The 22,451-nt window shown below is 37.0% G+C and carries 20 protein-coding genes; 8 read left to right on the forward strand and 12 right to left on the reverse strand.

The genetic code is table 11. From position 1 onward, the window contains the following. Positions 1 to 672 precede the first annotated feature (672 nt). Both J7R12_RS01300 and J7R12_RS01305 read left to right on the forward strand, forming a co-directional pair. Complete coding sequence (locus J7R12_RS01300) at positions 673 to 1,446, forward strand: Bax inhibitor-1/YccA family protein (protein WP_126602143.1); 774 nt, start codon at positions 673 to 675, stop codon at positions 1,444 to 1,446. A gap of 110 nt (positions 1,447 to 1,556) precedes the next feature. After that, positions 1,557 to 2,426 carry an endonuclease/exonuclease/phosphatase family protein gene (locus tag J7R12_RS01305; RefSeq protein WP_126602141.1) on the forward strand — a complete coding sequence of 290 codons (870 nt, stop codon included), beginning with the start codon at positions 1,557 to 1,559 and terminating at the stop codon, positions 2,424 to 2,426. A gap of 5 nt (positions 2,427 to 2,431) precedes the next feature. On the opposite strand, the gene polA is transcribed toward J7R12_RS01305, so the two are convergent. The 6 genes from polA to J7R12_RS01335 all read right to left on the reverse strand — a co-directional run bounded on the left by polA (position 2,432) and on the right by J7R12_RS01335 (position 9,269). Next, positions 2,432 to 5,338, reverse strand: a complete 2,907-nt coding sequence (gene polA, locus J7R12_RS01310; RefSeq protein WP_126602140.1) for a DNA polymerase I — start codon at positions 5,336 to 5,338, stop codon at positions 2,432 to 2,434. Between the two features lie 341 nt (positions 5,339 to 5,679). Beyond that, the gene (gene dnaQ, locus J7R12_RS01315) at positions 5,680 to 6,387 is read right to left on the reverse strand and encodes a DNA polymerase III subunit epsilon (protein ID WP_126602138.1); all 708 of its coding nucleotides are present in this window, start codon (positions 6,385 to 6,387) and stop codon (positions 5,680 to 5,682) included. A gap of 4 nt (positions 6,388 to 6,391) precedes the next feature. Further along, on the reverse strand, positions 6,392 to 6,979 hold the full coding sequence (coaE, locus tag J7R12_RS01320; protein ID WP_126602136.1) for a dephospho-CoA kinase: 588 nt from the start codon (positions 6,977 to 6,979) through the stop codon (positions 6,392 to 6,394). Beyond that, positions 6,976 to 7,854, reverse strand: coding sequence for a shikimate dehydrogenase (locus J7R12_RS01325; protein WP_126602134.1), 879 nt, complete (start codon positions 7,852 to 7,854; stop codon positions 6,976 to 6,978). Before J7R12_RS01325 ends, coaE begins: the two co-directional genes overlap by 4 nt. Continuing rightward, positions 7,847 to 8,443: a Maf family nucleotide pyrophosphatase gene (locus J7R12_RS01330; protein WP_126602132.1), complete on the reverse strand. Its 597-nt coding sequence runs from the start codon at positions 8,441 to 8,443 to the stop codon at positions 7,847 to 7,849. Before J7R12_RS01330 ends, J7R12_RS01325 begins: the two co-directional genes overlap by 8 nt. Before the next feature lie 7 nt (positions 8,444 to 8,450). Further along, positions 8,451 to 9,269: a pyruvate, water dikinase regulatory protein gene (locus J7R12_RS01335; protein WP_126602130.1), complete on the reverse strand. Its 819-nt coding sequence runs from the start codon at positions 9,267 to 9,269 to the stop codon at positions 8,451 to 8,453. Positions 9,270 to 9,923: 654 nt separating this feature from the next. Between J7R12_RS01335 and rho the strand changes: the two genes are divergently transcribed. From rho to J7R12_RS01365, 6 genes are all read left to right on the forward strand, one after another. Continuing rightward, positions 9,924 to 11,189, forward strand: a complete 1,266-nt coding sequence (gene rho, locus J7R12_RS01340; protein WP_126602128.1) for a transcription termination factor Rho — start codon at positions 9,924 to 9,926, stop codon at positions 11,187 to 11,189. Positions 11,190 to 11,219: 30 nt separating this feature from the next. Then, the gene (gene mnmE, locus J7R12_RS01345; RefSeq protein ID WP_126602126.1) at positions 11,220 to 12,527 is read left to right on the forward strand and encodes a tRNA uridine-5-carboxymethylaminomethyl(34) synthesis GTPase MnmE; all 1,308 of its coding nucleotides are present in this window, start codon (positions 11,220 to 11,222) and stop codon (positions 12,525 to 12,527) included. Positions 12,528 to 12,635: 108 nt separating this feature from the next. Then, positions 12,636 to 14,504, forward strand: coding sequence for a tRNA uridine-5-carboxymethylaminomethyl(34) synthesis enzyme MnmG (gene mnmG / locus J7R12_RS01350; protein ID WP_126602124.1), 1,869 nt, complete (start codon positions 12,636 to 12,638; stop codon positions 14,502 to 14,504). Beyond that, entirely contained in the window at positions 14,504 to 15,160 is a 657-nt protein-coding gene (gene rsmG, locus J7R12_RS01355) for a 16S rRNA (guanine(527)-N(7))-methyltransferase RsmG (protein WP_126602122.1), read from the forward strand. The genes mnmG and rsmG overlap by 1 nt, the downstream gene beginning before the upstream one ends. Next, positions 15,157 to 15,954 carry a ParA family protein gene (locus tag J7R12_RS01360; RefSeq protein ID WP_126602121.1) on the forward strand — a complete coding sequence of 266 codons (798 nt, stop codon included), beginning with the start codon at positions 15,157 to 15,159 and terminating at the stop codon, positions 15,952 to 15,954. Before rsmG ends, J7R12_RS01360 begins: the two co-directional genes overlap by 4 nt. A 45-nt stretch (positions 15,955 to 15,999) precedes the next feature. Beyond that, positions 16,000 to 16,905: a ParB/RepB/Spo0J family partition protein gene (locus J7R12_RS01365; RefSeq protein WP_126602119.1), complete on the forward strand. Its 906-nt coding sequence runs from the start codon at positions 16,000 to 16,002 to the stop codon at positions 16,903 to 16,905. Between the two features lie 44 nt (positions 16,906 to 16,949). Here J7R12_RS01365 and J7R12_RS01370 read toward each other — a convergent pair whose 3' ends face one another. The 6 genes from J7R12_RS01370 to dapF all read right to left on the reverse strand — a co-directional run bounded on the left by J7R12_RS01370 (position 16,950) and on the right by dapF (position 22,318). Beyond that, positions 16,950 to 17,438 (reverse strand): hypothetical protein, encoded by a 489-nt coding sequence (locus J7R12_RS01370; protein WP_126602117.1) that lies wholly within the window; start codon positions 17,436 to 17,438, stop codon positions 16,950 to 16,952. Positions 17,439 to 17,440: 2 nt separating this feature from the next. Beyond that, a complete protein-coding gene (gene gloB, locus J7R12_RS01375) occupies positions 17,441 to 18,202 on the reverse strand; it encodes a hydroxyacylglutathione hydrolase (RefSeq protein ID WP_126602115.1) in 762 nt (253 codons plus the stop codon). 66 nt (positions 18,203 to 18,268) lie between these two features. Then, positions 18,269 to 18,958 (reverse strand): septation protein A, encoded by a 690-nt coding sequence (locus J7R12_RS01380; protein WP_126602113.1) that lies wholly within the window; start codon positions 18,956 to 18,958, stop codon positions 18,269 to 18,271. After that, a complete protein-coding gene (gene ftsY, locus J7R12_RS01385) occupies positions 18,955 to 20,169 on the reverse strand; it encodes a signal recognition particle-docking protein FtsY (RefSeq protein WP_126602111.1) in 1,215 nt (404 codons plus the stop codon). Before ftsY ends, J7R12_RS01380 begins: the two co-directional genes overlap by 4 nt. A 14-nt stretch (positions 20,170 to 20,183) precedes the next feature. Next, positions 20,184 to 21,467 carry a tRNA (N(6)-L-threonylcarbamoyladenosine(37)-C(2))-methylthiotransferase MtaB gene (gene mtaB, locus J7R12_RS01390; RefSeq protein ID WP_126602110.1) on the reverse strand — a complete coding sequence of 428 codons (1,284 nt, stop codon included), beginning with the start codon at positions 21,465 to 21,467 and terminating at the stop codon, positions 20,184 to 20,186. Next, on the reverse strand, positions 21,467 to 22,318 hold the full coding sequence (gene dapF, locus J7R12_RS01395; protein ID WP_126602108.1) for a diaminopimelate epimerase: 852 nt from the start codon (positions 22,316 to 22,318) through the stop codon (positions 21,467 to 21,469). The genes mtaB and dapF overlap by 1 nt, the downstream gene beginning before the upstream one ends. Positions 22,319 to 22,451: the final 133 nt, after the last annotated feature.

Here is a 22,451-nt window from a genome sequence, read left to right on the forward strand (position 1 = left end):
TGAGAATCATTGCATTTTTTAGGATATGTTTACAAGACGTGCATATTTTTACATCTTATGTTTTTGAAATCATTCTTTATCATTTTTCATATAGTGTTCAAAATCTTTGATATTGTTGTTTTTTATTTTTTCAACGCCTCTTATTCTGAAACAAAAGAAACGTTCAATAACAGATCAATAGATGAATCTCCATGTGTTTTAAAAAGACTTTTTTAAAACACACTGTCGTTGATGAACTGTATAGACATAACATTGGAAGCTGGAAAGTATAATGATTTACTCAATCTTATAACTTCATGAACACAAAAATGGTCATGCTCTATCAATTTTACACGATATCATTGTGATAAGAAATAAAGAAAGCCTCACATTCTAAGCTTTTCCCTTACACAAACTCTTACAAAAAATGTGCAAATTCTTCCAAAAAATACTTTATAGTGTTACTTAAAATAAGCCTTTTCCTTACCAATTTGTAAGGTTTGTTTCTCATGAAAATCTCTTGTAATTTTAAAATAAATCCCCATAATAAAAGGAGGTATGCTGGAATTCCACCAGCGGCGCCTAGGATTGGTTATATAGGGCGAGTGAGAGTTTACACAAGCCTGCTCTTATAAAGGGATAAACCTTTTAACCCCGACATCTGGTGGAACATATGCTAAAGGACTTTATATTATGGCTGATTTCAAAAATTTACGTTCGGCGTCTGTTTCCCATGCCGATGCATCAATTGATCAAGGATTGCGCAGCTATATGCTGGGCGTTTATAATACAATGACCCTTGGGTTGCTTATTACAGCTGTTGCTGCTTATGCAATTGCATCATTAGCAACAACGAAAGATATGAGCCAAGCAGCTGCTCAAATCAATAGCAGTGTTTACTTAACTTCATTCGGAGTAACGTTTTACACATCTCCACTCTCCTACATTGTTATGTTTGCACCACTCGTGGCAGTATTATTCCTTAGTTTTAAAATCAACACATTGAGTACAAATGCAGCGCGTAGCCTCTTTTTTGGTTATGCTGCTCTGGTGGGTCTTTCACTTTCCTCGATCACTTTGCGTTATACGACAGAAAGTGTTGTGCAAACTTTTGTCATTACCGCTGCAGCCTTTGGTGCTCTTTCACTTTATGGTTATACAACAAAGCGTGATCTCACAGCGATAGGTTCATTTCTCTTTATGGGTTTGATTGGTTTGATGCTCTCTATGATTGTGAATATCTTTCTTGGATCAAGCGCCTTGCAATTTGCTATCTCTGTAATTGGCGTGTTTATCTTTGCTGGTTTAACAGCTTACGATACACAGAACATCAAATTAATGTATTATGAAGGAGACAGCGCTGGCACTCAAGGTCGTAAAGTTATTATGGGGGCATTAAATCTCTACCTTGATTTCATTAATATGTTTGTCTTCTTGCTACAGTTTCTTGGCTCAAATCGTGACTGATTGCAAAAGCTATAACTTAATTAAAGAACCTTGTTTCTCAAAGGAAACAAGGTTCTTTTGCTTTTAATCCAGCATTTATCCTCTACCTTTTAGGCATCACTATTCATAAAATGACAAAGAAGCCTTACAAGCAGAAATTTCCTCGGTTCACTGCCTTCATCCAGCAAAAGCTTCATAATTCTCTTTTAAAGACTCTCCACAACCATTCTCATCATCAGTCAAACATTATCAACCAGAACAATCATTATGATCTTAGTGTCGCTTCCTATAATGTCCATAAATGTGTAGGTGTCGATAAAGTTTTCAATCCTACGCGTATTGTACATGTCATTGCTGAATTGCAAAGTGATATTCTTGCCCTTCAAGAAGTAGACAAACGTTTTGGTGAGCGCGTTGGTTTAATTGATCTTCAACTTTTAAAAACTGAAACGGGACTGATTCGAGTGCCCATAAATCCCATGTCATCTCATGGTCATGGATGGCATGGGAACGCTCTTTTTATGCGAAAAGGACACGTACGTGATATCTTACAAGTCACTCTTCCTGGTATTGAACCACGTGGTGCTGTGATTGTAGAGTTGGAAATGGACGCAGGTCTTATTCGTGTTATTGCCGCTCATTTTGGCTTATTACGCCACTCTCGCAATCAGCAAACAAAAATGCTCCTTGCACTCTTACAAAAACGCCCCCTTATGCCTACACTCCTTATCGGCGATTTTAACGAATGGCGTGTGGGAAAAGGTTCATCTTTAAACCATTTCTCTTCTTATTTTGATAGCACACTTGGAACTGTGCCAAGTTTTCCTTCTCGCTTTCCCTTTCTTGCCCTTGATAGAATTTTTGCTTTCCCCCAACAATTGGTAATAAATGTTGAAAGTCATGATTCACCGCTTGCACGCATTGCCTCGGATCATTTGCCTATCAAAGCTTATCTTAACCTCGCCAATGCTATCACTATTCTTAAAAACAAAATAACTTAAAAAGGCTAATGTGCCTCATCCCAATTTTGAGCAACCATTACTTTCACTTCAAGTGGTACAGACAAAGAGAGGACTGGCATTGTAGCATTTTCCATAACCTTTTTAACAACAGTCATGGTTTTTTCACTTTCATTTTCCGGTATCTCAAAAATGAGTTCATCATGCACTTGCAGCAGCATTTTTGCCGACAGTTTTTCCTTTTCTAAAGCATCTTCCATTTGAATCATGGCGCGGCGAATAATATCCGCCGCTGATCCTTGAATCGGTGCATTAATAGCAGCCCGCTCATTAAAAGCACGAACTTGTGGATTCGCTGCTTTTATTTCCGGATAATGGATACGACGGCCAAAAATTGTCTCTACAAAACCATTTTGACGCGCAAATGTTTTCGTCGTTTCCATATAGTCTTTGATTCCTGGAAATCTTTCAAAATAAAGCTGAATATAACGGCTTGCTTCTTGTCGCGAAAGACCCAATTGATTGGCTAATCCAAAAGCTGAAATACCGTAAATAATACCAAAATTAATTGCTTTTGCACGGCGTCGTATATCTGAATGCATCCCTTCTATAGGAACTCCAAACATTTGTGATGCTGTAATAGCATGAATATCCTGACCTTGGGCAAAAGCCTCCTTTAACGCCGTGATGTTGGCAATATGCGCAAGTATGCGCAATTCAATCTGGCTATAATCAGCTGATAACAGTAAATGTCCTTTTGGAGCAATAAAAGCTGCTCGTATTTTACGTCCCTCAGCAGTTCGTACTGGAATATTTTGTAAATTAGGTTCTGATGATGATAACCGCCCCGTTGATGTTATTGCCAAAGAATAATTTGTATGAACACGTCCTGTTTTTGGCAAAATGTAAGAAGGTAAAGCATCTGTGTAAGTAGATTTTAGTTTTGCAAGTTGACGCCAATCAATAATTTTACGTGGCAAAATATGACCTTCAGCAGCCAACTCTTCTAAGGTCTGAGCAGATGTTGACCATTGTCCACCTTTGGTCTTAGAACCACCAGGCAAGCCTATTTTATCAAAAAGGATATCACCTAATTGCTTTGGAGAAGCAAGATTAAATTTTTCACCGGCGAGCTGATAAATTTCTTCTTCCAAAATAAAAGCAGCCTGCGCTAATTCTCCCGAAAGACGTAATAAAATCTGTCTGTCAATGAGAATCCCGCGCTCTTCCATTCTTGCAAGAACTTCTATCAGTGGTCGATCAAGACGCTCATAAATTTTTGTCATTCCCTGCGCGACAAGCTGTGGTTTTAAAACTTGCCACAAACGAAGTGTTACATCAGCATCTTCAGCAGCATAAAGGGTTGCCTGTTGCAAATCTACTTGCGCAAAAGAAGTAATCTTTTTTCCATTATGCGTTAAATCCTTATAAGCAATTGGTTTATGCCCAAGCCAACGTTCAGATAAATCATCCATATTATGTGTTAAAGTTCCAGCATCTAAAGCATAAGACAAAAGCATGGTGTCATCAAAAGAGCTTATCACAATTCCGTGTTGTTTCATCACCAACCAATCATATTTTATATTCTGACCAATTTTTAATATCGCTTGATTTTCTAATATCGGCTTTAAAAGTGCCAAAGCTTTTTGTGTCTCAATCTGTCTGGTAATGCGCCCACCCCCTAAAAGATCATCTCCCCCTTCAATGTGCTCAAGAGGCACATAAGCTGCTTTTTCCGGCTGTAATGCTAATGAAAAACCAACAAGCTTTGCTTGCAGTGGATCAAGTGAAGTCGTTTCAGTATCAAAAGCGAAAAAACCTTGCTCTTGTGCTTCCGATAGCCATTCTTTTAAAACTTCTTCATCAAGAATAGTCGCATAAGTATCTCTTGTGATTTTTTGCGTTCGTGCTTGGTCTTTACGTTTTTGTGCTAACAATTGCGGGGAATTTTCAGAAAAACCTTGAGAAAATTCTCTCTCTGCTTTTTTCGCTTCATGATTAACCTCCTGTACAGAGTCCGGCCACGCAACATGGATATCGACTGCGTCAATAACGGTTGCATCACATTCTGTTGCCTCTGCCACACGACGGGTTAATGTCGTAAATTCCATAGCCTTAAGAAAAGCAATTAAACGCGGACCATCTTGCGATTCCAAAACAAAATCATCTAAACTATTGTCTATAGGAACATCTCTTTTAAGCCGAACCAACTCACGAGAAATCTTCGCCTGTTCACTATAAACTTGAAGATTTTCACGTCGTTTTGTTTGCTTAACTTCCAATACGCGCTGCAACAAAAGATCAAGAGTACCAAATTGATTTAGCAATTGGGCTGCAGTCTTGGGGCCAATACCTGGAATACCTGGTACATTGTCTGTCGAATCTCCAATCAAAGCCTGCAAATCGACCATCTTTTCAGGTGCAACACCCCATTTTTCTATAACCTCAGAAATACCGATATGCTTATCTTTCATTCCATCATACAAGGATACGTGCGCATTCACCAACTGCATAAGATCTTTGTCAGAAGAAATAATTGTTGTTTTTGCTCCAACCTTTGTTGCCAGTTGTGCATAAGTCGCAATGAGATCATCCGCTTCAAACCCTTCCTTTTCGATACAAGGTAAATTAAAAGCCTTTGTTGCTTGGCGTATGAGAGCAAATTGAGGAATAAGATCTTCAGGAGGTGTTTCTCGATTCGCTTTATATTGTGGATAAATTTGTTTCCGAAATGTATCGGATGAATAGTCAAAAATAACAGCAAAATGTGTTGGAACAACACCGGTAGCTGTATTTCGCGCATCACAGAGCAATTTCCACAGCATATTACAAAAACCAGCGACAGCTCCTACAGGAAGTCCATCCCTTTTGCGCTTTAAAGGTGGTAAAGCGTAATAAGCACGAAAAATGTAGCCCGATCCATCAACCAAAAAAAGATGATCTGTTGCTTTCATGACAATTTTATTTCTCCATTTCAGTCAAAAAACAATTCGCTTTTATATATTTTTTTCATTCTTTTTTAAAATTTATCGAATTGCCTCTAAAAAGCCATTTTTTATTTCCATAAGGTGTGAAGTCGTTACATTTTATAGTTCGTACCTAGAGCTTTTCTTTGCTGTTACAGGATATAATAGCTTTCATTTTGCTCCTCCTATGATAGCTGAGGTACGATGTAATGACAGGGTCGTTGTGGTGTTCCCCTCCCCACAACGACCATATTTTTTTGGATAATGTTTTTAGAAATTTTATTTTTCTTAGACTTTTAAATAATCTTTCAAAGAAAAAGAGCGGTAAATTACTCAGGAATCTTGAAGTCATTCCACAGAGCCTTTTCACCCATTTTGTTGATAAAATCAGCATGCAATCTTCTTTCTTGTGCCGTTAATCTTGAAGGTAAGGTCTGTGGACGAAATTTAACTGCGTAGAGAGCATCTTTGTCATTCTGGGTATCTTTATCAATACTCCCCTTGTTATCAAAACCTAATACACCCTGTTTTCCACCAATCAGTTCAATATAAACATCAGCGAGAATCTCCGCATCAAGCAAAGCACCGTGAAGAACACGATGGCTATTATCAATACCAAAACGCTTGCACAAAACATCAAGGGAATTAGGTCCCATGGGAAATTTACGCCGCGCCATAGCCAATGTATCAAGAATATTATCAACACTGATAAGTGGTCTCTTCGCTCGTCCTAACTCGGCATTAAGAAAGCCAATATCAAAGCTCGCATTATGCGCAATCATTGTTGCGCCATTGATAAACTCCAAAAATTCATCAGCAATATCACTAAAGCTTTTTTCATTCTTTAAGCGTTCATTGGTCAGTCCATGAATTGCTACAACTTCATCAGGAATAATAACGCCTTGTGGGTTCAAATAGACATGGAATCGGCGTCCTGTAAGATAACGATCAACCATCTCTACACAACCAATTTCGATTATGCGATCTTTCTCTTTATCTAAACCTGTTGTTTCTGTATCAAAAATAATTTCACGCATTATTTCAATTCTCTAGTATTTTTTTTATCACGCAAAAAACTTGTTGACGTGTATTCTCTAAATCTTTTCCTGTATCAATAATAAAATCAGCACGTTTTCGTTTTTTTTCATCAGACATTTGTCTCGCTTGAATAAAGGCAAATTTTTTTTCATTCATATTTGGGCGAATCATAGCACGCTCTTTTTGTATTGCTAATGGAGCAGAAACAACAACAACCCTGTCTACACGTTTTTCACCATTTGTTTCAAAAAGAAGGGGAATATCAAGAACAACCAATTTTTCTCCCTGTTTGCGTGCTGTATCAATAAACTCTTTTTCTTTTTTTTGTACCAAAGGATGAATTATTTTTTCTAATGTTTGTAATTTTTCATTATCGTTGATCAAAATCTCCGAAAGCTTGAGGAGATTAACTTTGCCATTTTCAACAACATTAGGAAATGTGCGCGCTATAAGTGATAAAGTTGGCTCACTTTTATAAAGCTGGTGCACTGTATCATCAGCACTAAAAACAGAAATACCAGCTTGTTTGAAAAAATCAGCAACTGTTGATTTTCCCATAGCGATTGATCCGGTCAACCCTATGATTTTCATCCTGTCTCTTCACCCATATCTTTTAAAATTTCTGCCCGTAGTGCTTTTGTAACCTGTGGTCTTATTCCAAACCATCGTTCAAAACCAGGAACAGCTTGATGTAAAAGCATACCAAGCCCATCTACTATCTTTAAACCATGTACTTTTGCTTGTTGTAAAAAAGGTGTTATCAATGGCGTGTAAACAATATCTGTCACTAACGCCGTTGTTTTTGTTTTATCAAAATCGCAAAAGAAAGAATTACTTCCTTTTTCATGGGAGTTTGCCATCCCCACGGAAGTTGTGTTGACAATTAAATCAGCTTGATCAAGTATTTCACCAGCGCGATGCCAATCGTAAACTTCAACAGGCTTCCCAAAATATTCGGCCACATCATCTGCACGTTTCTTTGTGCGATTAAGCAAGAAAATACGTTCAAATCCACGCTTTTTTAAAGCGTACAGGACAGCACGGGCAGCCCCACCGGCACCAAAAACAAGTGCTGTTTCTCCCCCCCAATCGGGGACAAAATCATCAAGATTAGCACTGAAACCATAGGCATCACTATTTGTTGCACAAAGCTTATTCCCTTCATACCATAGTGTATTAACAGCACCAATCATTGTTGCTACATTGTCTTTATGATGTGCTAAAAGAAAGGCTTCCTGTTTATAGGGTAGAGTAACATTCCCCCCACAAAAACCTCTTTTTTGTATAGATCTGACAAAATCTCTAAATTCTTCAGAGCTTACTTCCTGTGCCAAATATTTACCTTGTAAATTATAGTGTTTAAGCCAAAAATTGTGAATTTTTGGTGATTTTGAATGATGAATAGGAGTTCCAACAACAAAAGCACGTGGAATTATTTTTTTACACCTTATTGTCGTATCAACCATCAATAACCCCAAAATGCCGCAACTTTGCTAATAAAGGTAATAAAGGTAAACCAATAATGGTAAAAAAATCTCCATCAATTTTTTCAAACAGATGGATTCCTTCCCCTTCAATTTGATACACTCCCACACTGTTTAAAACATCTGTTCCTACACGTGCTAAATAACGTTCAATGAACTCTGATGATAGAGGACGCACTGACATATGTGCACTAAAAACTTCCACCCAAATTTCTTTACCATTTTGAAATAAAGCTACTGCACTATGAAGCTCATGCGTTTTTCCTGATAAATCACTTAAACGTTGATGTGCTTCCTTTTTAGTCGTGGCTTTATGAAAAACTTGTCCTTCTAAATCAAGCACTTGATCACATCCAATGACAAAGGCATCAGGAAAGCGATCAGAAACATCTTTTGCCTTTGCACTTGCAAGAAAACAACTAAGTTTTTTAGGAGCCTCTATTTCTCCTGTTTTTTCTATTTCCCTTTCGTCAATAGAAGCTCCTTCAATGCAAAACTTTAAACCTGCTTTTTTTAATAATTGTGCACGATAAGAACTAAGGGATGCTAGTATTAACGTTTTTTCTGCCATATTTTTATCATTTTCCTTCACGAAATCGCGACAAAAGTTCGAATATAGCTGCAGCTGTTTCTTCAATAGAGCGTCTTGTGACATCAATAATAGGCCAACCAAAACGTTCACAAATGCGTTTTGCATAAGTCAATTCTTCAGCTATGTTCACACGATTAGTATAACTTTCAATACACTCTCCCAAATCCCGATTTTGACGAATATGTGAGATTCTTTCAGCTGAAGCGATTAAACCGATGATCAAAGCATTTTTTGCTTCTAAAAGGGATTCTGGTAAATCAATGCCTGGAATAAGAGGAACATTAGCTGTCTTGATTCCACGATTTGCTAAATAGATACTTGTCGGTGTTTTAGAGGTTCTTGATATTCCTACAAGTATCACATCTGCATCTGATAAATCACTGGAAGACTGTCCATCATCATGTTCTATAGTAAAATCCAATGCATCAATACGGCGAAAGTAATCTGCATTGAGATCATGCTGTGCACTCGCTCGTAAACTTGTTGGCATTCCAAGATAAGACTGAAAAGCATCTAGAACAGGTTGTAGTATGTCAATACAGGGAACTTTTATCTTTTCACATCTTCTCCTAAGAAGACGTTTAATTTTTTCATCAATGATTGTGTAAAGAACAATACTCGGCTCTTGTTGTATCTCATCAAGAGCTCTCTGCAACTGTATTTCATTACGAATCATAGGATAAATGTGCTCTGTTGTTTGACTCATTGTATATTGTGATGCAACAGCCCTCCCAACAGAAATGAGTGTTTCCCCTGTTGCATCAGAAAGCATGTGCAAATGAAAGGATTTTTTTTCTCTTGTCACAAAAATTTTAACTCCTTGTTAACAAATGTGTATATATCCTCATCATTTCTCATAAAATTAAAATTGAGGAAAATTTCTCCCTTATTATGCACAAATTGAACTATTGTGATAATGAAATCTCTTTTATGATAAAAGAACTGGGATAATGCCTTTAAAAGAATGTTATGCTTGTCTTTTTTTCTTTTTTCTTTGTGGATAAAATTGAGGATAAATGAAGTATAACTTATAATTCACATTAAACACAGACATAAATAAGAAAAATCTTTCTCTTTATAAAATTTATTAATATAAAAAAATCTGTAAAATTTAAAAATGTTTTTGAAATTTATCTTATGAATGATATAGGATGAATTCATATTTAATAAATATAATGGTAAGTTTATCTTTATTTTATAAATAGTTATATTTTATATAACTTTTTTCTAAGGTTATTTAGATTATTATAAAATGATCTCTTATTATTTTTTTCAGTTTTAATAATTGTTTTTTTACATAATTATTTATCTTCATATGAAGATAAATCGTGTGAATGATGCTTGCAGATTGAAAAAATTGTGTGTACAATACTTTCTTCTTATAAGAATGTTTCGTTCTTTAAATTTTCCATAAATCAATTTAAGGACAATTCTCTCCACTACTTAAAGAGCATATTTGATGCAAGAAATGAAACTACAAGAACTTAAAAGTAAAAATCCCGTTGAACTTGTTTCTTTTGCTGAAACATTAGAAGTCGAAAATGCTTCTTTGATGCGCAAACAAGAATTAATGTTTGCTATCTTGAAAAAACTTGCTTTGCAGGATGTAGAAATCATTGGAGAAGGGGTTGTTGAAGTTTTACAAGATGGATTTGGTTTTTTACGATCTGCTGATGCTAATTATCTTCCAGGTCCGGATGATATTTACCTTTCTCCTGCACAAATTCAGTCCTTTTCTTTAAAAACAGGTGATACTGTTGAGGGCCTTATACGAAGTCCAAAAGAAGGAGAACGTTATTTTGCTCTTCTTAAAATTAATACAATTAATTTTGAAGATCCTGAAAAAATTCGTTATAAAATTCACTTTGATAATCTCACTCCTCTTTACTCGAATGAACGTTTCCAAATGGAAATACAAGATCCTACAGAGAAGGATATGTCATCACGGGTGATTGATCTAATATCTCCATTGGGAAAAGGACAAAGAGGATTAATTGTCGCTCCTCCTCGAACAGGAAAAACAGTTTTACTTCAAAATATTGCTCATTCTATCACCACTAATCATCCTGAATGCTACCTTATTGTTCTTTTGATTGATGAACGACCAGAAGAAGTTACTGATATGCAGCGTTCTGTGAAAGGAGAGGTTGTTTCTTCTACTTTTGATGAACCAGCAATACGTCATGTGCAAGTCGCTGAAATGGTTATAGAAAAAGCAAAAAGACTTGTCGAACATGGGCGTGATGTCGTTATTCTTCTCGATTCTATTACACGTCTTGGACGTGCATATAATACGGTTGTTCCTTCATCCGGTAAGGTTTTGACAGGTGGTGTTGATGCAAATGCTTTACAGCGTCCTAAGCGTTTTTTTGGTGCAGCACGTAACATTGAAGAAGGTGGGTCTTTAACCATTATTGCAACGGCTTTGATTGATACCGGTAGCCGTATGGATGAAGTTATTTTTGAAGAATTCAAAGGAACAGGTAACTCAGAAATTGTTCTTGATCGAAAAGTTGCTGATAAGCGTATTTTCCCAGCTATGGATATTTTGAAATCTGGAACACGTAAGGAAGAGCTTTTAGTAGCGCGGCAAGACTTACACAAAATTTTTGTACTTCGTCGTATTTTGACGCCTATGAATGTAACGGATGCAATTGAATTTTTAATTGATAAATTAAAACAAACGAAAAACAATAGTGAATTTTTCGATTCAATGAATACATAAAACATTAAGTTTTTCGCTTAGGAATGTCCCGTGGATACAATCTTTGCTGTTTCGAGTGGATTGTTGCCTTCAGGGGTTGCAGTCATTCGTCTTTCTGGTCCTCATGTAATAAATGTCGTGGAGACGCTTTGTGGTTGTTTACCTAAAGCGCGGTTTATGCATTATGGAAATCTTACTGCTCGTGATGGGAGCTTTTTAGATTCTGCTTTGACTGTTTTTTTTCCTGCTCCTCACAGTTTTACAGGAGAAGATTGTGCAGAATTTCATTTGCATGGAGGAAAAGCAGTTGTTAATCGTTTTCTCGATGAATTGTCTACATTTTCTGGATGCCGTATTGCAGAAGCAGGTGAGTTTTCACGTCGTGCATTTATGGAGGGAAAATTAGATCTTGTTCAAGCAGAAGGTCTTGCTGATTTAATAGAAGCAGAGACGGAAAGCCAGCGACGTTTAGCAATTATGGGAACAAGTGGGCGTCTAACAATGCTTTATCGCGATTGGCGTCATAAGCTTATGAAGGCACGTGCTTTTATTGAGGCAGAACTTGATTTTGTTGATGAAGCTGATATCCCAAATTCGATATCTGATAAAGTTTGGAAAGATATGCAAGATCTCTGCTCTTCTCTTCAGGAGCATATTAATGAAGGAGAACGTGCAAGTATTTTACGTGATGGGTTAAAAATTGTTATTGCAGGTGCTCCAAATTCTGGAAAATCAAGCATTATGAATCGTTTGGCTGGGAGACCTGTTTCTATTGTAACAGAAGAAGCCGGTACAACGCGCGATGCTTTAGAAATGAGGCTCGTTCTTGGTGGTTTACCTGTTTTTTTAACAGATACTGCTGGTTTTAGAGAAACAGAAAATAAAATAGAACAATTGGGAATAGAAGTTGCTAAGCAGCATGTGAGGGATGCTGATTTGGTTATTTTGGTTTATGATATGGGGAATCCTAAGCAAGTTGATTTACCTGAAACATCAGCTGAAATATGGCATGTTGCTAATAAGCTTGATCTTTATGAAGAGAATAAAAACCATTATTTTATACAGTTTTCTGCATTAACTGGTTTAAATTTTAACTGTTTTATTAAGGAACTTGAGTTGTTTTGTTCACGTCGTTCTTCTGAAATTGGAAATCTTGTTCCAGCACGTAAAAGGCAACTTCAGTTATTAAAAGAGGCGGTTAAAGAAATTGAAGATTCTATTAATTATACTTCTGTTGATTTAAGTTTACGTGCGGAACATCTTCGTCGTGCGAGTGATTTTCTTGGGAGAATTACGGGAGATATAGATGTTGAAGATTTACTTGATATTATTTTTTCAGAGTTTTGCATTGGTAAATAATGATTCACGTGAAACATTCATTATTACATAGACACATTTAAAAGATTATGTAATTTATATTCTGTTTCACGTGAAACTTTAGAATGATTCTTTATGGAATGAAACTCTATGCAATTATATGATGTTATTGTTATTGGAGGCGGTCATGCTGGCTGCGAAGCTGCTTCAGCTTCTGCCCGTGTTGGAGCACGGACAGCTCTTGTTACGCATAAAATATCAGCATTGGGTACAATGTCATGTAATCCTGCTATTGGTGGGTTGGGAAAAGGGCATCTGGTTCGTGAAGTTGATGCTTTAGATGGTCTTATGGGAAGGGCAGCAGATGCTGCTGGAATTCAATTTAGACTTCTTAATAGACGAAAAGGACCAGCAGTGAGAGGCCCTCGTACACAAGCAGATCGACAACTCTATAAAAAAGCTATCCAAAAACTCCTGCAAGAACAAGATAATCTCGTTCTTGTTGAAGATGAAGCTGTTGATCTTATTGTTAAAGGTAATTGTGTTTCAGGTGTTGTTTTAAAAAATCAAGGAACAATTTTTTCAGGTGCTGTTGTTTTGACAACAGGTACATTCTTGAATGGTTTTATTCACATTGGTGATAAAACATGGGCTGCTGGACGTATGGGGGATAAGTCGAGCGTACAACTTGCTGAACGCTTGAGAAGTTATAATATAAATCTTGGGAGATTAAAAACAGGAACTCCTGCGCGTCTTAGCAAAAAAACGATTCGTTGGGAATTTCTTCCAAAACAGCAAGCTGATGAAGATCCCGTTCCTTTTTCTTTTTTAACAGAAAAAATCGAACAACCACAAATTGAATGTGCAATAACACGTACAAATACACAAACACATCAGATTATTCGTGAAAATATTCATAAGTCTGCTTTATATTCTGGAAATATTGAAGGATTAGGGCCACGTTATTGCCCTTCTGTTGAAGATAAAATTGTTAAATTCGGGGAACGTGATGGACATCAAATTTTTCTAGAACCAGAAGGGTTGGATAATGATACTATTTATCCAAACGGTCTTTCTACCTCTCTTCCTGAAGATATACAAATTTCTTTTTTGAGAACGATTGAAGGATTAGAAAATGCTGAGGTTTTGCAACCTGGTTATGCTATTGAATATGATTTTGTTAATCCACAACAATTAACTAAAGCCTTAGAATTACGCTCTTTACCAAGATTGTTTTTAGCGGGACAAATTAATGGTACAACGGGATATGAAGAAGCTGCAGCACAAGGACTTTTAGCTGGGTTAAATGCTGCACGTAAAGTGGGTAAATTAGATGAAGTACTTATAAGCCGTTCAACAGCTTATATTGGTGTTATGGTAGATGATTTAGTTTCGCGTGGAGTTTGTGAACCCTATCGAATGTTTACATCACGTGCTGAATTTCGTTTGTCTTTGCGATCTGACAATGCGGATGCGCGTTTAACACCTTTAGCACAGCAATGGGGTCTTGTGAGTAAAGTGCGTTGGGATTGTTATAAACAAAAACAGCAACGTCTTGATCAAGCACGATCAATATGCCAAGAGCTTTTTCTAACACCTAATGAAGCGTCTGTTCATGGATTGCAAATAAATCACGATGGAATTCGGCGTTCTGCATATGATCTTCTTGCTTATCCTCACATGACTTTAGAGCGTCTTTCAGATTTTTGGCCACAATTACAATCAATTGATCCAAAAACTGTTGAAACTTTAGAAATTGAAGCACAATATGCAGTCTATTTAGAAAAACAAACACAAGATATTGTTGCTCTTCAGCGAGATGAACGTTTAGAAATTCCTTCTTCTCTGGATATTCAATCAATATCGGGTCTTTCCAATGAACTAAAGGCAAAAATTCAAAGAATATCGCCACGTTCTATTGCAGATGCTCAAAAAATTGATGGAATGACACCGGCGGCATTATCACTTATTATTACGTATATTCAACGTCAACGGCGTGAAAAGGCTAAAACAGCTTAATGGATATTTCTACAGAAAAAAAATATCAAGAACTCTTAAATATTGTTCCTTCTGTTTCACGTGAAACGATGAAAGATTTAATACAATTTGAAACTTTTATAATGCAATGGAATAGGCATATTAATTTAATATCCCCTACAACAATTCCAGTTTTATGGACACGGCATATTTTAGATTCAGCACAAATTTACCCTCTCCACAGTGATTTTTTGCGTTGGTGTGATTTTGGATCAGGTGGTGGTTTTCCTGCAATTGTTCTTGCTATTTTTCTGAAAGAAAAAAAAACAGGGCATATTGATCTTGTTGAAAGTAATGGAAAAAAAGTCGCCTTTTTACGAACGGTTATTGCTCAACTTAATCTTCCAGCAACGGTTTATCACGCTAGAATTGAAGATGTGTATAAAAAAATAGCACTGCCAGAGGTTATAACAGCACGAGGATTAGCTTCTCTCGATACTCTTTTACGGCTTATTTTTCCTTTATCAACAAAAAAAACAATAGCTCTTTTGCAAAAAGGTCGGGATTACGCTACAGAAATAAAAAATGCCTCTGCCAATTGGCAGTTTGATCTGCTAAAACATAAGAGTAAAATTGATGAAAATTCTGTTATTTTAGAAATTTCTCATGTTCGATCAGTAGAGGGTAAAGCAAAATGAGCGAAACACGGATTATCGCTATTGCAAACCAAAAAGGTGGGGTCGGCAAAACAACCACAGCAATTAATCTTGCAACTGCTTTGGCAGCTATTGGTGAAAATGTTCTCATTATGGATGTTGATCCACAAGGAAATGCAAGCACGGGATTGGGAATTGATCGTAACAGCCGTCCTTTATCATCTTATGATGTGCTTGTTTCAGGGATTTCAGTCATACAAGCAGCTTTAAAAACAGCTGTTCCCAATCTCCATATTGTACCCTCTACTCTTGATCTTTTAGGGGTAGAAATGGAAATTGCTTCATCACAAGATCGCATACAACGGTTACGTAAAGCACTCTGTGATGATCCGAAGATGGAAAAGAAGTTTAGTTATATTCTCATTGATTGTCCTCCCTCGCTTAATCTTCTCACACTGAATGCTATGGGGGCTGCAGATTCTGTTTTAGTACCTATGCAATGCGAATTTTTAGCACTTGAAGGTTTAAGTCAATTGCTTGAAACGGTAAAGCAAGTACGATCCGTTCTTAATCCATCTCTAGAAATTCAGGGGATTGTCTTAACCATGTATGATGGACGTAATAATCTTTCAAATCAAGTTGTCGAAGATGTCCGTTCTTTTATGGGAGATAAAGTTTATCGCACTGTTATTCCACGAAATGTGCGTGTATCAGAAGCTCCTTCTTTCGGTAAACCAGTATTGCTTTATGATTTGACTTGTGCTGGTAGCCAAGCTTACTTACGTCTTGCATCGGAAGTAATTCAACGTGAAAAACAAGCACACGCGGCTGCTTAAAAATGTAAAAAATAATTTTTGTAAGAAAACGCAAAGAGCAAGATTATGAATGATGATCAATCAAAAAAAAGACTGGGTCGTGGATTGGCAGCATTGATTGGGGATATCAATTTAAACAGCGATCTTAAACGTTCATCAAATACCGAAAAATTGACGGAGTTTAATACAGTTTCTTCTGTTTCTGAGCGATTTGTTCCACTTGAATCAATTTCGTGTAATCCACATAATCCACGGCGCCATTTTACCGATTCAGAACTTGATAATTTAGCGCAATCAATTCGTCAGCATGGTGTTGTTCAACCTGTTATTGTGAGACCTTCACGTGATCATCCTCATCGGTTTGAGTTAATTGCTGGTGAACGGCGGTGGCGTGCTGCACAACGAGCCAATTTAAGTAAATTGCCAGTCATTGTTCGCGATGTTGACGATAAAACGGCTTTGGAATTAGCAATTATTGAAAATGTTCAGCGTGCTGATCTTAATCCTATTGAAGAAGCAATGGGGTATGAAATTTTGCTCAATGAGCATGGATATACGCAAGCAGATTTGGCACAAGTTATTGGAAAAAGCCGGAGCCATGTTGCTAATACGCTTCGTTTATTAAAGCTTCCACAAAAAGTACAGCAATTTTTAACAGAGGGACAACTTTCAGCAGGTCATGCACGCTGTCTTATTACTGTCGATAATCCACAAGATTTAGCTGAAAAAATTATTCGTGAAGGACTTTCTGTGCGTCAAACCGAAATACTTGCATATGAACAGGCAAGTCCTAAAGTCAAAAAACGAACGGCTGTAGAAAAAGATACAGAAACAAAATCTTTAGAAAAATTACTTGCAGATGTTATTGGAATGAAAGTTATCATTCGGCATGGTAAAAAAGGTGGTGATCTAAAAATCCATTACTCTTCATTAGAACAATTGGATGATATTTGCCGACGTTTGCAAAATTAATGGGGTATTGTGTCGTTAATAAATTGCTTAAAATAGCTTGTGTTCTATCTACAACTTTCCTTTAAAACAGATATTATTCTATACAGGTACTTTTTACCAAACTCCAAATTGCTTAAAAATACCGGATTTTTTTCAAGTGAAGAAAGGCCTTCTCTTTTAAAATTTTCAGGAGAAGGTTTGTTTAAAAGCATTATTAAGGTTGTTTGAATTGCCAAATTACCAATAGCAAAGTCTCTAGCTGTGATATTATTTTTTCTTAAAAGAGTCATTAGTTTTGGTTTATGAGAGATCGAAGCAATAATTTCTTCAAGTCTATTGTCGTAATTCTTATCATAACTCTTATTAGATATTTCTGACTCTGGTGGTAATTTTTTACAGTCTTTTTCAATTTGTTCCATTTTTAAAAGGAAATCTTCAGTTAAGGTATAGTTTGCTATGACGTATGGGAAATCAAACTGATTGTCTGTTTTTTTTGCCATCGTCATTTGGGTGTAGAGCACAAAAAGGAAAACAAAAGATATCGATTTAAACATAGTTAAAATTTATCCTTTTTTCTTCGGATTGCAGCAAAAAACTCCTCGTCTGTCTCCTTTTCCATGGCAAGATTTTTTCGTAAAGCATGATCATCCCAGCGGAGAAAGGGATTGGTTGCTTTTTCTTGCCCTAAGGTTACTGGTAAAGTCATAGCGTTTTTTGCACGGAGCAAAAAAACTTCTTCTACTCTTTGATGGAGTTTTTGATTATGTGGATCAAGTGTTAATGCGAAAAGAGCATTTGCTTTGGTATATTCATGACCACAATAAAGAAGTGTTTCATCGGGAAGTTGACGGAGCTTTTTTAAAGAATTCAGCATTTGTGAAGGTGTCCCTTCAAAAAGACGTCCACAACCGAGCGAAAAAAGTGTATCTCCAGCAAAGAGTAAAGCATCTTCAGGAAAATAGTAAGATAATGCACCTAAAGTATGACCAGGTGTTGAAAGGGCTAAAAGCGGGCATGAGCCAAAGAAAAAACTTTCATCAGGTTGAAGTGTTCGATCAAGATGATAAATCTTTTCTTTTTCTGCTTCTGGTCCAATAACTACAGCCTTATAAGCTTGTTTTAATTCTTCCAATGCTTCCACATGATCATGATGATGATGAGTTACAAAAATAGTCTGAAGTGTCCAGTTACGGCGTTTTAAGGCTTTCTGAATAGCTTCGCCTTCTGGAGCATCAATTGCGGCTGTGTAGCCGCTTTTTTCATCATGAATGAGAACACCAAAATTATCTTCTCGACAGATAAATTGCTCAATTAACACGTCTTCTCTCCATGATCAGTGTACAGCAATAAATCTACAAAAAAATTGTAGTGATGGAGATTTATTTTAAGAATCAGATTTATCCTCTTCTATAAAAAGCCCCTTTGAATGTTTAAGTATGAGAGGCATTTGGGTAAGCATGAAAAGAACTGTTATGGGCATGACACCAAATACTTTAAAACTCGTCCAAAAATTATCGCTAAAGTTACGCCAAACAACTTCATTCAAAAGAGCAAGAAACACGAAAAAAAATGCCCAGCGATATGTAAGCTTTTGCCATCCTAAATCATCAAGTTTTAAAGTAGAATCAAGAGCATAACGCAAAAACGGTTTTTTAAGAAGCATACCACCAAAAAGAATAAGAGCAAATAAGCTATTAATGATTGTTGGTTTCATCTTGATAAAAGTGTCATTGTGGAGCCAAAGGGTTAAAAATCCAAAGACTAGAACGAATATTCCTGAGATGAGAGGCATTATGGGAATTTTTCGTGTAAGAACCCATGATAAACTCAGTGCAACTATGATTGCTACCATGAAAATAGCTGTTGCAGGGAAAATAGGTTTACTAAAATTTTTAAAAATCGCAATGTTGTTTATCAACCACTCGCCTTTGTAATTAGCAAGAAAGAAGACAACCAATGGCCCCATTTCCAAGAGAAATTTAAGTGTGGGTGAAGAGAGATTATCTTGATGATCATTGGTATTGTTCGAATCGAGATTGTTATGCGAATGCGGTTTTAATGATGTTTTTTTCATGCGTATTTTCCTGAGATGGTTTCGGCAAAGTCAGAAGCAGAAAAAGGTTGAAGGTCCTCTATATTCTCTCCTACGCCGATAAAATAAACGGGTAATTTATATTTTGCTGAAATGGCAACAAGAATCCCTCCCCGTGCAGTGCCATCGAGCTTTGTCATGATGAGACCATTAACGCCAGCAATATCACGGAAAATATCCACTTGGTTTAGAGCATTTTGCCCTGTGGTTGCATCAAGTGTTTGAAGGATTGTATGGGGTGCTTGGGGGGAGTGTTTACTGAGAACACGGATAATTTTTGCCAATTCATCCATCAGCTCAGTTTTATTTTGTAAGCGTCCAGCTGTATCAATAATCAATACATCACTGTTTGCTTTTTTTGCTTTTTCATAAGCATCAAATGCCAAACTAGCAGCATCTGCTCCTAATTTGGTTGAAATAACAGGAGAGCCGGTTCGTTCACCCCAAATATGTAATTGTTCAATAGCGGCAGCGCGGAATGTGTCACCAGCCGCCAGCATAACCTTTAATCCTCCTGCGGTGAGTTTTGCCGCCAGTTTTCCAATAGTTGTGGTTTTTCCAGTACCATTCACACCTACCAGTAAAATAACGTGCGGCTTATGGTGAAGATCAAGTTCTAGTGGAATTGCAACAGGTTCCAATACTTTTTTAATTTCTTCAGCCACGATCGTGTGAATATCATCTGGGGTTAAGTTTTTTTCATAACGGTTAGAAGCTAAGATATCGGTGATACGTGTTGCTGTTTCTACACCAAGATCAGCTTGAATAAGGATATCTTCAAGTTCTTGCAATGTGTCTTCATCAAGTTTTCCCTTAACGAAAAGATCACTAATAGATCCACTTAAGCGTTGAGAAGAAAGAGCTAACCCTTTTTTAAGGCGCCCAAACCATGCTGTTTTTTTCTGTTCAAGAGAAGCTACGGGTGAAAACTCTTCTTTTTTTTCACTGATTATATCTGTGACAATTATTTTGCCAGAATGTGGTGGAATTTTCCCATCAGACTTTACAGATGTTGTATTTTGACAAGCATCTTGTTGTTCTTTTTCTTTGTTTATGAAGGACTGGTCGTTTTTTATACTTTCATATTCACTTTCTTCTATCTTCTCGACTTCATGAGGAATGGAATTTTTTTCCATTTCCTGCTCTTTAGATTTGTTAAAAGAGAATATTTTTTTGATAAATGATTTTTTCATAGGGGCTTTCCTGCTCAAGCGGCATTCAATTTTGGAAGGACAGCAATCAATTTATCACCATCATGGTCAACAATAAGGGCTTGAACAATTGTTCCAGTTTTTGCACCTTTAATTTGTACAAGAGTATAATCTTCTGTTCGTCCAATTTCATCTTTTTCAACGAGAATTGTTTGCTGACTATTTTGTAAATGAGCAAGGTGCCTTTGATAAGCTTCATCACCTGCTTTGCGTAATCTTTCTGCACGCATTTTCACCACCCTACGGTCGACTTGTGGCATACGCGCGGCAGGTGTCCCTTCTCTTGGGCTAAAAGGAAAGACATGTAGATGTGTTAAATTACAATCATTTATTAAAGAGAGACTATTTTGGAACATTTCTTCCGTTTCAGTGGGAAAACCAGCAATTAAATCAGCACCATAAACCATTGCAGGACGTTTGGCATGTAAATCTTGGCAAAATTGAACTGCATGTTCACGTAAGTGTCGCCGTTTCATTCTTTTTAGAATCATATTATCGCCTGCTTGTAAGGATAAATGCAAATGAGGCATTATTCTCTTCTCATAGGCTAAAAGATTGATGAGTTCTTCATCTGCTTCAATAGAATCGATTGAAGAAAGGCGTAATCGAGGCAAATCAGGAACATGATGCAAAATCGTTGAAGTTAATTTTCCTAAAGTAGTTTTTCCTGGCAGATCGTGTCCATAGCTTGTAAGATCTACACCTGTCAGAACAACTTCTTGAATGCCATTGTCTATCAGTTTTTTAATTTGTTCAATAACCTCACCCATGGGGACTGAACGTGATGGCCCACGTCCATAAGGGATAATGCAAAATGTACAGCGATGATCGCATCCATTTTGTACTTGTACAAAGGCACGTGTGCGTTCTTCCATTGCACTCACCATATGTGGAGCAATTTTTTTAACCTCCATGATGTCATTGATACGCAGCTTTTCGGAATGGTTAATGCCAAAATCAGGAAGTTGACGATAAGAATACGCGTGGAGTTTGTCTTCATTCCCTAAAACAAGATCAACCTCTGTCATTGAGGCAAAATTTTGCCCTTCTGTTTGTGCAGCGCATCCTGTCACAATAATGCGAGCATGAGGATTTTCGCGTCTTGCTTTGCGGATAGCTTGTTTTGCTTGTCGTACGGCTTCGGCAGTGACGGCACAGGTATTAAAAATGATAGCGCCATCTTTGAGTTGATCTAGCCCCGAAGAAGTACTTTCTTTCCGTATGATTTCCGATTCGTAGCTGTTTAGTCGACAACCAAATGTTACAATTTCTATTGTCATTAAGAGTGATCCTTTTTGTAACTCCCTGTTAAAGGGTCAAAAAAACCACTAAATTCATATTTGATTGGACCCGTCATGATAATGTGATCATCTTCTCGATAAAAAATATTCAGTGTTCCCCCTAGTAAATTCACATCGATATGGCGTTTTGTAAGTCCACGTCGATAAGCCGCCACCGCACTCGCACAAGCAGCACTTCCACATGCTTGCGTTAATCCTGCTCCTCGCTCCCATGTGCGTAAATTTAGGCTTTTCTTTGACGTAACATAAGCAATAGAAATATTGCAGCGCTCGGGGAAAAGGGGATCATGTTCAAGTTTTGGTCCGTACTTTTCTAATGGAATATGTTGAATATCATTCTCAACAAAAAAAATAGCATGGAGATTGCCCATAGATACAAGGCAAGCGTCTTTTAAAGGACCAGCAGTAAGCTCTACGTGATTGGTATCAACTATTTCACGTGAAACAGGCATCTCTTTTGCATTGAAATAGGGCTTTCCCATATCGACAGAGATAAGTCCATCAGCGTGGCGTTTTCCTTCAATAATTCCAGCGGGTGTTTCTAATTGAAAAGTTTCACCAAGATTATGGTCTGTCAGCCACGCAATTACGCAACGGGTACCATTTCCACAAGCTTTAGCCATGGAACCGTCAGCATTCCATATTTCAATGCGAAAGTTGGCTTCTTTTTTTGTTGATGTGTGGATGGCCATAATCTGATCAAAGTGTGTTTGAGGATCTTTCGATAAAGCAAAAATTGCTTGTTGTGTAAGAGCATCTGCGCTTTCGCGCATGTCAGCAACAATGATTTGATTTCCAAGACCGTTCATTTTACTGAATGGTGTTTTCATAAAATTTCTCTATTTTTAGTGATTTCTCACAAAAGATATATGACTGAAAGCCTTATGAATTTCCAGTACTTAATCATAAAACGAGTAGTAAAAAATTATTTATCGTTTAAAATAGCCAATTTTTATCCTGTTT

The sequence above is a fragment of the Bartonella vinsonii subsp. vinsonii genome, assembly GCF_902825235.1.
Classification (GTDB): domain Bacteria; phylum Pseudomonadota; class Alphaproteobacteria; order Rhizobiales; family Rhizobiaceae; genus Bartonella; species Bartonella vinsonii.